Source organism: Deinococcus marmoris DSM 12784, assembly GCF_000701405.1.
Lineage (GTDB): Bacteria > Deinococcota > Deinococci > Deinococcales > Deinococcaceae > Deinococcus > Deinococcus marmoris.
Map to the genome: position 1 here is coordinate 1 of NZ_JNIV01000008.1, position 12,554 is coordinate 12,554.

Genomic DNA, 12,554 nt, shown 5'->3' on the forward strand with positions numbered 1-12,554 from the left:
AACGAACCCTGAACCGAGTGCGCCCAGCCGCACGAGGAGTTCCGGTACGCTCCATTGGAGCGTATTCCACGGGAGGGCCTTTTGAAACCATCGGCGGAAGGTACGTTCGTGGAGTCCGCTGTAACGGCTGAGATTCAGGGCATTGATTCGGCCAGGAATGGCCTGCCACACCGGCATCAGGTGGAGGAAAAAACGCTGTTGGGCAGCGGGGAGATTGAGCAGGGTGAGCAGCACAGGTAAAATAGTCATTGGGTCTCCTTGGGTGTGGGCTTGAGAACCTCACCCTACCGGAGACCCGTTTTTTGGGCCACCCCTACTTTTCGTCAAAACTGTCCGAACCATTGATCAGGCATAGGGGAGAAGGCGGCGGCGGGAGGAACTCGCACCCTCCCCGTTCAGCGTCGGCCCCGACTCCCGCCGCCTATCCGGCGCTGCGCCTGACCCAGCACAAAATCCAGGGCGCGGTCCCGTTTGCGTGCCTTGATGTATTTGCCGCCCTTCTTTTTTCGGCTGCGGCGCAGCAGGTTCAGGAGTTCCAGGGCGATGGGCGCGTAGACCAGCAGTTTGCCCAGGCTGGAGCCTTGCTTGGAGTTGCCCTTGACGGTGCGGGTGCGTGGGAATTTCACGCTTCCATTACGACATTTCCACCCCCAAAGTTGCTGAGAGAACGCAGGGGCGTGGGTTGTCAGTTCCCCCCCTCACCCTTGCCCAATGCCGCGTCGCGCTAGCCTGCGGGATGTGACTGCCGCCGCCGCCCCCATCCCGCAACCGTGGCTGGTGGTGGTCAATCTGCCCGTGCCAGCGCAGGATTTCAGCGCTCCACACGGCTGGACGGGCGAGGTTCCCACGGGTTGCCGGGTGCTGATCCCCTGGCGCGGCGAGCTGGTGGTGGGGCTGGTGGTAGGTGAGACCCAGGCGCGCGGCGCGTACCGTCTGCGCGAGGCCGTGCATGTGCTGGACGCCCCGGCCTGCCCCTGGGTCACCCCGCCCACGGTGGCGGGCGTGTGTGCCTGGGCAGGTGACGCCCGCATTCCCGCCGGACTGATCTGGGGCGATCTGCTGGGGGTGGGCTGGACGGCGGACTATTTGCACACGGTTCGCGCGGTGGACGGCGCGGACCTCAGCGCCTTCGCCCGCAAAGCCCCGACAACGCTGTGGACGGATGCGGGCGCATTTCATCCTGCCCTGCTGGACGCCGTGCGCGAACAGGGCCTGCTGGAGGAACGATTTGACCCCCGCCCCCGCACCAGATCTGTCATCCGCGCCCGAGAGCTGGCTGAGGTTCCCGCCGCCGCCCGCGCCGTGACTGCCCTGCACGCCGTCGTTCCCGCCCCCACTCCCCTGACACCCCGGCAAACGCACGCCCACGCCTGGCTGAGCGACTATGGCCCGCACGACACCTTAAGTGGCTGGGCCAAAGCGGCGGGCGTCAGCGCCAGCGTCGTGAACGGCGTTCTGAATGCAGGCGGCGCTCAGTACGTTTTGGAAACGGCCCCGCCTCCCCCCGCCTGGGCATGGCTGAATGAGGCTGGATCCCAGGACACCCTGAGCGGCTGGGCCAGTGGCGCAAGTGCGGACGGTGTGCCGCTGTCACCTACTGCTGCCGGAACGCTGCTGGCGCGGGGCTGGGCCGACAGCGTGCAGGTGATTGCGCCGCCGCCCGCGCTGCTGGAAGCTGCCCCCAGCGAAGTCAACGACGACTTCCCAGACCGCCTGCCCGAAGCCCCGCTGTGGCGCTTGCATGGCGGGCGGGCAGCCTCGCGCTTCCGCACCCTGGCCCCGCGCGTGCTGCGATTGCTGGGCCAGGGCCGAAGCGTGCTGGTCCTCGCTCCCGATCACGCCACCCTGCGCCGTGCCTGGGAAGGACTGTCCGGGCTGGCCGCCCACGCTGGAACGCGCGCCGTGCAGCTCAGCGGACAACTGAATGAAATCCAGCGATCCCACACCTGGGAACTGGTTCGCAAGGGTGCGGCGCGCCTGGTCATCGGTAGCGCCCACGCCCTGGCCGCCCCCTTGCAAGACCCCGCCCTGATCGTGGTGCTGGAGGAAGGCAGCGACGCCCACAAGCTGCTGTCCGGCTCGCGGGCCTTTGTGCCGGACATCGCCGCGCGGGTGGCCGCCGCGCACGACATCCCTATGGCTGCCCTAGGAGCCACGCCCGCCGCCGAGAGCGTGCCGTGGCCCGGCGCAGTGCTGCCGCCCCCACGCGCCCGAGTGCATATCGTGGATTACGCCACCCCGCCGGAGCAGCCCACCCTCGGTCCCCTGTCCGGCGCGCATCTGGGCATGGGTGACATGGGCTATCCGATCAGCCACGATCTGGCCCGGCTGCTGCGGCAGGTGCAGGAACGCGGGCGGCAGGCCGTTCTGCTGGCCCCCAGGCGAGGTTACTCGGCACTGTTGCGCTGTCCCAACTGCGAACACACCCCGCAGTGCCGCAACTGCGACGTGCCCCTGCGCTTCCATCAGGCCACCCGCCAGATGACCTGCCACCAGTGCGGCTACCACGAATCCATGCCAGACCGCTGCGACAACTGCGGCGAGCAGATGTGGAAGGCTCGTGGCCCCGGTACCGAATGGATCGCGCAGGAGGTAGGCAAGTTGCTGTCAGGAATGCCCATTTACCGCATGGATAAGGACCGTCAGGACCCACTGGCCCTGCTGTACGCCGGAGAGCCAGGGGTGCTGGTGGGAACCCAATTGTTGCTGTCTCATGACGCGCCGCCGAATCTGGCGCTGGTGGCAATCACGCTGGCCGATACGTGGCTGAACGTGTCCGATTTCCGCGCCTCCGAGCGGTATCACCGCCTGCTGCGGCAACTGGCCGAATGGCACCCCGCCCGCGCGCCGCTGCTGCTGGTGCAGACCTTCCAGGCTGATCACCCGGCCTTGAAGGTGCTGGCCGAGGGCCGCGATACCCTGGCCTATCCGGCGGCAGAGGAACGCGCCCGCAAGGAGCTGGGCTATCCGCCCCACGCCCGCTTGGCCCAGGTAGAAATCACCGCCCGCGAAGCCAAGCGTGCCCAGATTGCCGCGCAGGAACTGGCCGAGGCGCTGTACGCGGCGGGGGCCACAGCCCAGGAAGTTCTTGGCCCCGCCCCCAGCCCGGTGGCCCGCCTGCGCGGCGTGTACCCCTATCACCTTTTCCTGCGCGCCCGCAACGACGCCCGACTGGCGGAATTGCTGAAGGTGCTGGATACCAAGACCTGGAAGGCGCGGGTGCGGGTGGACGTGAACCCACGCGGCGGATTGTAAACAGCAAAAAAGCCCCCTCCACCTAGGAGAGGGCCTTTCTTTGAACGGCTAAACGCTTAAACTTCCAGCTCTTTCTTGCTGATAAAGGGCATCATGTCGCGCAGTTCCTTGCCCACGGTTTCCAGCTTGTGATCGCGCATCTTGGTGCGCTGCTCGTTCATGTAGGGGAAGCCGCTCTCGGCGTCCGCGATGAAACGCTCGGCAAATTTGCCGGTCTGGATGTCGCTCAGCACGTCCTTCATGGTGGCCTTGGTGTCATCGGTGATGATGCGCGGCCCGGTCACGTAGTCGCCAAACTCGGCGGTGTTGGAGATGCTGTGGCGCATGCCTTCAAAGCCCTTCTCGTAGATCAGATCGACGATCAGCTTGACCTCGTGCAGCGTTTCAAAGTAGGCGATTTCGGGCTGATACCCGGCGTCCACCAGCGTTTCAAACCCGGCCTGGATCAGGTGGGTCACGCCGCCGCACAGCACGCTCTGCTCGCCGAACAGATCGGTCTCGGTCTCTTCTTTGAAGGTGGTTTCCAGCACGCCCGCGCGGGTGCAGCCGATGCCGCGCGCGTAGGCCAGCGCAATGTCGCGGGCCTTGCCGGTGGCGTCCTGCCCCACGGCGAAGATGCCGGGCATGCCCGCACCGTCGGCGTACACGCGGCGCAGCATGTGGCCGGGGCCTTTGGGCGCAACCAGGAATACGTCCACGCCCGCTGGCGGCTTGATGCGCCCAAAGTGAACGTTGAAGCCGTGACCGAAGGCCAGCGCCTTGCCGTCCGTCAGGTGCGGCTCGATACTCTCGGCATAGGTCTTGGGCTGGTTCTCGTCGGGGATCAGGAGCATGACCACGGCGGCTTCCTTGGTGGCGTCCTCGATGCTGGCAACGCGCAGCCCAGCCTGTTCGGCCTTAACCTTGCTGCTGCTGCCATCGCGCAGGCCCACCACGACATTAAAGCCGCTATCTCTTAAATTTTGCGCATGCGCGTGCGCTTGCGAACCGTAGCCGATGATGGCGATCAGTTTGTTCTCGATGGGGGCGGTGTCCACGTCTCTGTCGTAATACATTTTTGCAGCCATTGGGGGATTCTCCTACAGGTGAGGGTGAAAGGGGGAATGTGGGCTAGGGGAGGGAAGGGATTAAAAGAAACCCCTCAGTCTGCTCCGCAGCCAGCTCCCCTCAAAAGCGAGCCAAGAAGCGCAGGGGATCAGATAATTTTGCAACTCTTGCCTCCCTTCTAAGGGGAGGTGGCCCGTAGGGCCGGAGGGGTTAAACCGTGGCAGCCACCCCTTCACACCGTTCAGAACAGATTCGGAACCCCACGCGCCCGTTCCTCCCGCGCCTCCAAACCTTCAACTGCGGGCCGCAAAGCTTCAGATTCGCCGTCGTGGTAGATGTGGCTGGCGATGTCGGCATTAGAGCCGCGCGTCAGGGCAATTCGGCCCGTTCGCATGGTTTCCAGGATGCCAAACGGGCGCATCTGCTCGATAAAGGCAGTCAGCTTGCCCTCGTCGCCCGTGACTTCAAAGGTCAGCGCGTGGCGGCCCACGTCCACGATCCGGCTGCGGAAGTCCTCGGCGATCTGGCGCACCTCCACGCGGCTTTCGGCGGTAATCGCCACCTTGACCAGCACCATTTCGCGGTCCACATACTTTTCCAGGCTGTGATCGATGATCTTCACCACGTCGTGTAGCTTTTCGAGCTGGCGGATGGCCTGCTCCACCACGCCCCGGTCACCATGCACCACGATGGTCATGCGCGAGACGCCGGGATGTTCGGTGCTGCCCACACTCAGGCTCTTGATGTTGTAACCGCGCCGCCCGAACAGCGCGGTGATACGGGTCAGCACACGCGGCTCGTCGCGCACCAGGATGGACAGCAGTTGATCGTAGGGAATGGGATCGGTCATGCGTCGTTCACCTCTGCGGCGTTGCTGATGGGGGCTTCGTTCATCGGAGCGTCAGCCAACTGGGCCTTGAGTTCCGCCGCCCGCTTGGGATCGGATTCAATCATCTCGTACAGCGCGGCCCCGGCGGGAACCATCGGGAAGACGCCGTGTTCGTGCGGCACCACCACTTCCAGCAGGGCGGATCTGGGGTCATTCAGCCATGCATCAATCGCACCGGGCAATTCCTCGGCGTTGCTGGCACGGTAGCCGGGCACGTCGTAGGCGTCGGCCAGTTTCAGGAAATCGGGGTTGCTGTCGCCCAGCCACACTTCCGAGTAGCGCTTGCCATGGAACATCTCCTGCCACTGGCGCACCATGCCCAGATACGAGTTGTTGATGATGCAGATCTTGACGTTGCGGATGTCGTACATCTTCAGCGTCGCCAGTTCCTGCGCCGTCATCTGAAAGCCGCCGTCGCCCGCGATGACCACGCTGCGGACGCCTGGTTCGGCCATGCCCGCGCCGATGGCCGCCGGGAAGCCGAAGCCCATCGTGCCCAGCCCGCCAGAGTTGAGCCAGCGCCGGGGCTTTTCAAAGCGGGCCAGTTGGGCGCACAGCATCTGGTGCTGCCCCACGTCGCTGCTCAGGATGTCGTCGGGGGTCAGGCGGTCCACCACGGCCTTGACCGCGTAGCCCGCGCCCCAGTGGTCCGGGGTCTCGTTGCGGCCCTTCCACTCCTGAATCTGCGCCACCCATTCGGGCCACTCGCCCTTCACGGCTCCATCCGTCAGCTTGACAGCGGCCACCTTTGCGTCCCCGCGCACCGGAACGTGTGTGCGGATGATCTTGCCGATCTCGGCGGCATCCAGCTCAATGTGGATAATCGCGGCGTTGGGCGCAAAGCCGTTGACGCGCCCGGTCACGCGGTCATCAAAGCGCAGGCCAATGCCCAGCAGCACATCGGCCTCGCTGATCGCGCGGTTGGCGGCCACGCTGCCGTGCATTCCCGGCATGCCCAGCCACAGCGGATCGCTGGCGGGAAAGGCTCCCAGGCCCATCAACGTGGTGATCACTGGAATATCCCAGGCGCGGGCCAGTGCTGTAATTTCGGCGGCGGAATCCAGCGAACCGCCGCCCACCATCATCACGGGCTTTTTCGCGCCTTTCAGCAGCTCCAGCGCCCGCGTAATGGACTCGTCGGACGGCGCGGGAATCTCCGGGCGGGCGTGTGGCGTGGGAATCTCGCCGTGGAAGGGGGCCATCTGCACGTCCTTGGGAATGTCCACCAGCACGGGTCCGGGGCGTCCGGTGCGGGCAATACGGATGGCCTCGGCGATGATCTGGGGAAGTTCCTCCACGTCGCGCACCACGTAATTGTGCTTGGTGACGGGCAGGGTGATCCCGGTGATGTCGGCCTCCTGAAAGGCGTCGGTGCCCATCAGGTGGCGGGCCACGTTGCCCGTGATCGCCAGCAGCGGCACGCTGTCCATCATGGCGTCGGCCAGTCCGGTGACGAGGTTGGTTGCTCCGGGGCCGGAGGTGGCGATGCACACGCCGATCTCGCCTGTCGCCTTGGCCCAGCCTTCAGCGGCGTGAATGGACCCCTGTTCGTGCCGCCCCAGCACATGCCGCACCTCTGGGTAATAGGTCAGCGCGTCGTACACCGGCATGATCGCGCCGCCGGGATAACCGAACACGGTGCTGATGCCGTGGTTTGCCAGCGTGGCCCACAGCGCCTTTGCTCCGGTCATCTCGCCCCGGCTTAAATCAACACTGCTCAGGTCCTGTCCACTCTGATCCTGCCCGTCTGTCTGTTCCATAAAGCCTCCTAAAAAAAATCCCCCGCCTCTACTGGGGCGGGGGTGTGCGGCATGGCGCGTTGCTCAGCCTCGGAAACCCCCGGTGCTGAGAATTACGACCACGAGGTTCGCACTCATGCCGTACAGCTTACGGGTTTGGGGGGGCGTTGGGCAAGGTGGGCTAGATGAATCGGGAAAACTGAAGCGCCCGCGCTAGCACATTTCTTCAAAAAAAGTTGAGCTTTTCAGTGGTCCAGCCGTTTCAGCCCACCGCAGGGCAGGATGTTCCAGCACAGCCTCAGCAAAAGCTGCCGCGTTCGGGTAGTTCTGGCTCCAGAGATTTGTGCTAGGAAACTCCAGACTGTTGGGAAAGACCTCCAGTTCTGGCCCCGCCGTCATTCCGCACTTTGTCCGCTCGTCATCGTCTGGGTCAGCATCTGGAGCATAGAGAATCCGCTCAAAGTAGAAAGAATTTCCGCTCGCCTCGAAATGCAGATAGTCCCAGCCCTCTTCGCGCGAACAATTCTGAATTCTGACCTCATTGAAATAGTCCACCAGAGCCAGCAAAAGCGTCGGCGCGGAAACTGAATTCAGGGTGATGCCCCGCTCGTGCAGAAAGGCGTGAAAGGCATTTTCCAATTCTCGCGCTGGAACAGTCAAAGACATACTGCGGCAACTATAGACCCACAAAAACGCCCCCACCATCAGGCAGGGGCGCTTCTCAATCCACTTCTATCAGCGGTTGTTCACGAACTCGCGGTCGGCGAAGTCCTCGCGGCGGGGCTGGCTGTTGCCACCCTCATTGCGGTCACGGCTCCAACGGCCCTGGCCTCCGCCCTGTCCACCGCTGCTCTGGCCGCCACGGTTGCCGCCGCCCTGGCCCTGGTAGCCTCCGCCACCCTGACTCTGGTTGCTGCGTCCGCCCTGGTAGCCGCCGCCCTGTCCACGGTAGCCACCCTCGTCGCGGCTGCCGCGTCCACGGCTTCCGCCCTGGTAACCGCCGTCGCGGCGCTCACGGGTTGGAGCCTCGAACAGTTCGGGCAGTTCCTTGGCAATCTCGATCTGAATCTCGCCTTCCAGCGGGTTGGCTGCCATCAGCTTGGCGATAAATTCGCTGGGGATGTCGGCCACGGTGCCGCCGCGCCACTGACGCAGTTTGCCCAGGCGGCGGGTATCCACGTCGCCGACTCGGGCCAGCAGGGCCACACTGCGGGCCACGCTCAGGCGCTCGCCGTGCAGGATGATGGTGGTCAGCCCTTCCTCACCGCTCAGCAGGCTGGCGGCCTTGGCAGGTTCGGTCACGCCACTGATCTTGGCCAGCGCGCGGGCCAGGGCGTCGATGCCCAGTTCGCTGAACAGCATCTCGGCCTGCTCCTGGAAGTTGGCGGCCACACTGGGGTCCACCTTGCGGATCATGTCGGCCCCGGCGCGGGCGCTGGCAGCGGCCACTTCGGCGGGGGTGGGGATGGTGCGCTCGATGAAACGCACGCCAGTCACGCGCTCCAGGCCGGACATCTCGCGGTTTTCGCGGTCACCGTACATGATGATGGCGGTGCCGGTGCGGCCCGCGCGTCCGGTGCGGCCCGAACGGTGGATGTAGCTGTCGGGGTCCTGGGGCAGATGGAACTGAACCACCAGATCGACTTCGGGGATGTCCAGGCCACGGGCCGCCACGTCGGTGGCCACCAGCACGCCCGCACGCCCGCTGCGGAAGGCTCCCAGCGCACGCTCACGCTGGCTCTGGGCCAGATCGCCGTGCAGCGCCTCGGCTTCCAGGCCACGGTGGATCAGCTCGTTCGCCAGCTCGTCGGCCTCGCGCTTGGTGCGGGTGAAGACAATCGCCTTTTCAGGGTTGTAGACGGTCAGCAGGTCGGCCAGCACGCGGGTGCGGCTGCGGCCCACGCGCACCTTGAGGTGTTCGACGGTCTGCGCGGCCTGGTTCTTGCCCGAACCCACGGTGTCCACCATCACGGGGTTGTTCATGTACTTCTGGCTCAGGCGCTTGACTTCCTGGCTGATGGTCGCGCTGAACAGCATGGTCTGGCGGTCTGCGGGCGCGTTCTGGAGAATGGTTTCGATCGCTTCCGCAAAGCCCACGCTCAGCATCTCGTCGGCCTCGTCCAGCACGGCGAACTGCACGCCGCTCAGGTCGATGTTGCCGCGTTCCAGGTGGTCGATCAGGCGTCCAGGGGTGCCGACGATCACATCGACGCCACGGCGCAGGGCGTTTTCCTGGGGTGCATACGCAGCGCCGCCGTAGACGGTGACGGTCACGAGGTCCACGCCAGTCTTGCTGAATTCCTCGGCCACCTGCTTGGCAAGCTCACGGGTGGGGGTAATCACGATGGCACGGGGCAGGCGGCCACGCTCGCGGCTGCCTTCCAGCTTGCTGATGATCGGCAGGGCAAAGGCCAGGGTCTTGCCGGTGCCGGTGCGGGCGCGGCCAATCAGATCGCGGCCTTCCAGGGTCTGGGGCAGGCTGTCTTCCTGGATAGGAGTGGCTTCGGTGATACCGCGCTCGGCGAGACGCGCCGCGAGTTCGGGCGCAATCAGTTGGTCAAAGTTCATTTGTAGTCCTTTCGGGAAAGCACAACTGCCCCAGTGACCACCAAATGCCTTTGTCCCAACGAGCGCGTGTCTTCTAATCAGCGCGTCACGAGCAGCATGTCCGTGGATATTGAAAATGGGGGTACTCTCCGGCTGCCAGGCCCTTCCTGGTCAGCGCACGAAGAAAGAGAATACACGAAGGTTGGATAGAGTGCAAGGGGCGTCGGGGCTGTTTTCGGACCTTTGGCACCCGTGCGGCAGACCGCAAAGCAAAACTCCCGGCGCATGGCCGGGAGCTATCAGAATCGGGTGGAACTATTGGGCGAAAATCAGGTCCCGAAGAACTCGTAATTGCGGGGGATGAAACTCTCCTCTCCGGCGGGCACGTCCTCCTCGGGGAAAATGGCGCTGACCGGGCAGGCCGGGACGCACGCGCCGCAGTCGATGCACTCGTCGGGGTGGATCAGGTACATCTCGCCGGCGTCGTAGATGCATTCCACCGGGCAGACCTCGGTGCAAGCCTGATCCTTGGTGCCAATGCAGGGACTGGTGATGATATGGGTCATGACGGACAGTATGCACAGCCGGGAAGGGCGGCGCAAGAGTGAATGGGCACAGCTTTTCGGGGGTCATCGGGGGCTAAAGATCGAGAGAGAGCGCCACCAGACCTCTGCCCTTCTGACCTTTAGACCCGTTCTTTTCCGCTTCCCAGGTACGCCTCGGCCAGTGCCAGATCCTCGTCCTGATCCACGTCTGTGCCCACCGCCGCGTGGGGCGTGATCAGCGCGCGGGCCTGCACACCCAGAATGTCCGAAACCTTGCTCTCCAGCGCTTCCACGGTCAGGCGGCCCGTCAGCAGCTTGATAAAGATGCCCGGCCCGATCAGTCCCGCCAGCTTCAGTGGGGCCTTGCGCGCCGCCAGCACCTCGCGCAGCCGGGGCAGAAACTGGCCGATCAGCGCCGGATCGAGGATAAACAGGTTGCCACCGGTAAATGAGCCGTCCCGCAGCCGGGCGTAGGTGCGCCGCACGCCGGGATAGGCCGCCTCGCAGACCTCGCGCCGGACCACCGGGTAGACCAGCGCGGCGTCGGTGGAAGCGCTGTCCAGCACGTCCTGAACCTCTCTGGCGGTCAGCATGGGAATGTCCGCCGTGACCACCAGCACGCGCTCGCCCTTGCGGATGCCGCCTGCCTCCAATGCTTCCACCCCGGCTTCCAGGTTGCCCAGCAGCGAGCCGTTGTCGGTCACGCGCAGGTCGATCAGGGCCTCGATCTCGGGCGTGGTGGGGCCGACGTAGGCGATGCGGGCCACCCGCCCGCTGCCGTGCAGGGCGCGCAGCACGTACAGCGCCATCGGCTCGCCGTTCACTGGGATCAGCGGCTTGACCGCCGCGCCGTGGGCCGCCGCAAACTCGTCGCCCGGATCGCCGCCGCCCAGCACCACGGCGCTGTAGCGCACGGTCTCAAATGCAGTCATGTGGGTCCAGGGTAGCAGAGGGAAAGAATTTGAGCCGCCGAGCAGTTTCCTGAAGCTGGGCGCAGAGAACCGCAACGGGCCGCGAGGGCGGTAGGCCGGTGGAGAGGGCTGTAGACGATTTTCTGAAGCCCCCGAAGCCTTAACCCGGCGTGGGCCGGGCGCGAGTCGTTCTCACGAACAGCCCACGGCCCACGCCTAGGGTCAGAAAGGAATATCCGTCGCCCCCAATCCAGCTCCCGATTCAGCCCTCAACTTCAGGAGGTTCCCAGATGTTTAACCCCAAACGTATGTCTGCCGCTCTGGCCGTTCGTGCCCTGCTGGTGCTGGGGCTGAGCGCCGCTCCTGCGCTGGCCCAGGACACGGCCCAACCTGCTCCTGCCCAACCCGTTCCCGCCGGACAGTCCGCCTTCGCCCCCCAGCCCGTGACTTACGCCAGCGCCGCCGAGGCCGCCGCCGCCGCGCAGAAATTTGCCGACGAGGCCCGCAGAACGTACCCGAAGGGCAGCGCCAACATCGATCAGGCGCTGTGGACCCAGGCCGCCGCCGCCGCCGAAGCTGCCGTGCTGGCCGAGTCCGGCAACGCCGACTACCTGAAACTGCGCGCCCAGATCTACACCGAAGTCGGCTTCTGGCGGCAGGCGGAAGTGACATGGGCAGCGTATTTCAAGGCCGTCCCCGCCGTTCCCGGCAGCCCGGAGGCCCAGCAGGCCGGGGCGGCCCAGTACAACCTGGGGTATTCGGCGTATGTCCGTAGCCAGCCCGATCTGGCAGCCCGTTACTTCGCGGAGTGCCTGAACTTCGATCCCCAGAGCGCCCAGTGCGCGGGCTGGGCCGCCCGGACCGCGCTGGAGGGCGGCGACTATGCCCGCGCCCAGACGCTGTACGCCCAGGCCGTGGCCCTGACGCCAACCGACAAGTCCCTGAAGTATTTCCAGGGGCTGGCCCAGAAGGCCGCCGATTACGGCCCCGCCGCCACCCAGCTATTCAGCCGCGCATACGCCGATCTGGACGCCGGGCGTAAGGACAGGGCGCTGGAGGGCTTCCAGGCCGCCGCCCAGAGCGCCCCCAACTTTGCCGAGGCGTGGCGGCAGGCCGGACGGCTGGCGCTGGATATGGGTGATGCCAGGGCCGCGCTGGCCGCGTACCAGGGCGCAGTGGCCCTGCCCGGAACTGACGCCACCGACAAATTCAACCTCGCCTTGGCGCAGGAGGGCAGTCAATTCGGCCTGGACGCCGTGCGGACCTTCCGCGCCGCCTATAGCAACTATTCGGGCGGCGATAAGGCAGCGGCGGAAAGCGGTTTCCAGCAGGCCACCACCCAGAACCCGGACTACGCCAAAGCCTGGGCGTGGCTGGGGCGCACCCGCTATGAGGCCAAGAACTACACCGGAGCTGCCGAGGCGTATGGCCGCGCCGTGGCCCTGGACCCGAACGACAAATCCAGCGCCTATTTCCTGAGGCTGGCGCAGCAGGGCAAATAGTCCCAAGTCCGGTTGAATCACCTGCAAAAACGCACAACGGTCCCCACCTTCCTGCGCTCCTGGCGTGGGCGGGTGGGGACTTTTTCGTTTCTTGCTCGGCGCTGCTTTTCCTGGGGCCG

10 protein-coding genes and 1 pseudogene are annotated in these 12,554 nt (G+C 65.3%); 2 read left to right on the forward strand and 9 right to left on the reverse strand.

Going from position 1 to position 12,554, the window contains the following annotated elements; all coding sequences use genetic code 11:
* A pseudogene (locus Q319_RS0102720) lies at nt 1-249 on the reverse strand (hypothetical protein); the annotation flags it as partial.
* Between the two features lie 146 nt (nt 250-395).
* On the reverse strand, nt 396-626 hold the full coding sequence (locus Q319_RS0102725) for a hypothetical protein (RefSeq protein WP_029480349.1): 231 nt from the start codon (nt 624-626) through the stop codon (nt 396-398).
* 85 nt (nt 627-711) lie between these two features.
* On the opposite strand from Q319_RS0102725, the gene priA reads away from it, so the two are divergent.
* Nucleotides 712-3,255: a replication restart helicase PriA gene (priA, locus tag Q319_RS0102730; RefSeq protein WP_051655047.1), complete on the forward strand. Its 2,544-nt coding sequence runs from the start codon at nt 712-714 to the stop codon at nt 3,253-3,255.
* Nucleotides 3,256-3,311: 56 nt separating this feature from the next.
* Here priA and ilvC read toward each other — a convergent pair whose 3' ends face one another.
* The 7 genes from ilvC to Q319_RS0102765 all read right to left on the reverse strand — a co-directional run bounded on the left by ilvC (nt 3,312) and on the right by Q319_RS0102765 (nt 10,954).
* On the reverse strand, nt 3,312-4,322 hold the full coding sequence (gene ilvC / locus Q319_RS0102735) for a ketol-acid reductoisomerase (RefSeq protein WP_029480353.1): 1,011 nt from the start codon (nt 4,320-4,322) through the stop codon (nt 3,312-3,314).
* Between the two features lie 221 nt (nt 4,323-4,543).
* On the reverse strand, nt 4,544-5,152 hold the full coding sequence (gene ilvN / locus Q319_RS0102740; protein WP_029480355.1) for an acetolactate synthase small subunit: 609 nt from the start codon (nt 5,150-5,152) through the stop codon (nt 4,544-4,546).
* Nucleotides 5,149-6,951: a biosynthetic-type acetolactate synthase large subunit gene (gene ilvB, locus Q319_RS0102745; RefSeq protein ID WP_051655048.1), complete on the reverse strand. Its 1,803-nt coding sequence runs from the start codon at nt 6,949-6,951 to the stop codon at nt 5,149-5,151. Before ilvB ends, ilvN begins: the two co-directional genes overlap by 4 nt.
* Nucleotides 6,952-7,143: 192 nt before the next feature.
* Nucleotides 7,144-7,596 (reverse strand): hypothetical protein, encoded by a 453-nt coding sequence (locus tag Q319_RS0102750; protein WP_156039142.1) that lies wholly within the window; start codon nt 7,594-7,596, stop codon nt 7,144-7,146.
* A gap of 69 nt (nt 7,597-7,665) precedes the next feature.
* Nucleotides 7,666-9,498, reverse strand: coding sequence for a DEAD/DEAH box helicase (locus tag Q319_RS0102755; protein ID WP_029480358.1), 1,833 nt, complete (start codon nt 9,496-9,498; stop codon nt 7,666-7,668).
* A 308-nt stretch (nt 9,499-9,806) separates the two neighbouring features.
* Nucleotides 9,807-10,043, reverse strand: coding sequence for a ferredoxin family protein (locus tag Q319_RS0102760; protein ID WP_029480359.1), 237 nt, complete (start codon nt 10,041-10,043; stop codon nt 9,807-9,809).
* Between the two features lie 119 nt (nt 10,044-10,162).
* The gene (locus tag Q319_RS0102765) at nt 10,163-10,954 is read right to left on the reverse strand and encodes an NTP transferase domain-containing protein (RefSeq protein ID WP_029480361.1); all 792 of its coding nucleotides are present in this window, start codon (nt 10,952-10,954) and stop codon (nt 10,163-10,165) included.
* Nucleotides 10,955-11,223: 269 nt separating this feature from the next.
* Here Q319_RS0102765 and Q319_RS0102770 point away from each other — a divergent pair, with 269 nt between their 5' ends.
* Nucleotides 11,224-12,435: a tetratricopeptide repeat protein gene (locus Q319_RS0102770; protein WP_245618915.1), complete on the forward strand. Its 1,212-nt coding sequence runs from the start codon at nt 11,224-11,226 to the stop codon at nt 12,433-12,435.
* The last annotated feature ends 119 nt before the right edge of the window (nt 12,436-12,554 follow it).

Bases quoted from the DNA above. Each gene is read 5' to 3' on its own strand.
- Q319_RS0102765 (WP_029480361.1), bottom strand. From the start codon at position 10,954: ATGACTGCATTTGAGACCGTGCGCTACAGCGCCGTGGTGCTGGGCGGC.
- priA (WP_051655047.1), top strand. From the start codon at position 712: ATGCCGCGTCGCGCTAGCCTGCGGGATGTGACTGCCGCCGCCGCCCCC.
- ilvB (WP_051655048.1), bottom strand. From the start codon at position 6,951: ATGGAACAGACAGACGGGCAGGATCAGAGTGGACAGGACCTGAGCAGT.
- ilvC (WP_029480353.1), bottom strand. From the start codon at position 4,322: ATGGCTGCAAAAATGTATTACGACAGAGACGTGGACACCGCCCCCATC.
- Q319_RS0102750 (WP_156039142.1), bottom strand. From the start codon at position 7,596: ATGTCTTTGACTGTTCCAGCGCGAGAATTGGAAAATGCCTTTCACGCC.
- ilvN (WP_029480355.1), bottom strand. From the start codon at position 5,152: ATGACCGATCCCATTCCCTACGATCAACTGCTGTCCATCCTGGTGCGC.
- Q319_RS0102770 (WP_245618915.1), top strand. From the start codon at position 11,224: ATGTTTAACCCCAAACGTATGTCTGCCGCTCTGGCCGTTCGTGCCCTG.
- Q319_RS0102760 (WP_029480359.1), bottom strand. From the start codon at position 10,043: ATGACCCATATCATCACCAGTCCCTGCATTGGCACCAAGGATCAGGCT.
- Q319_RS0102755 (WP_029480358.1), bottom strand. From the start codon at position 9,498: ATGAACTTTGACCAACTGATTGCGCCCGAACTCGCGGCGCGTCTCGCC.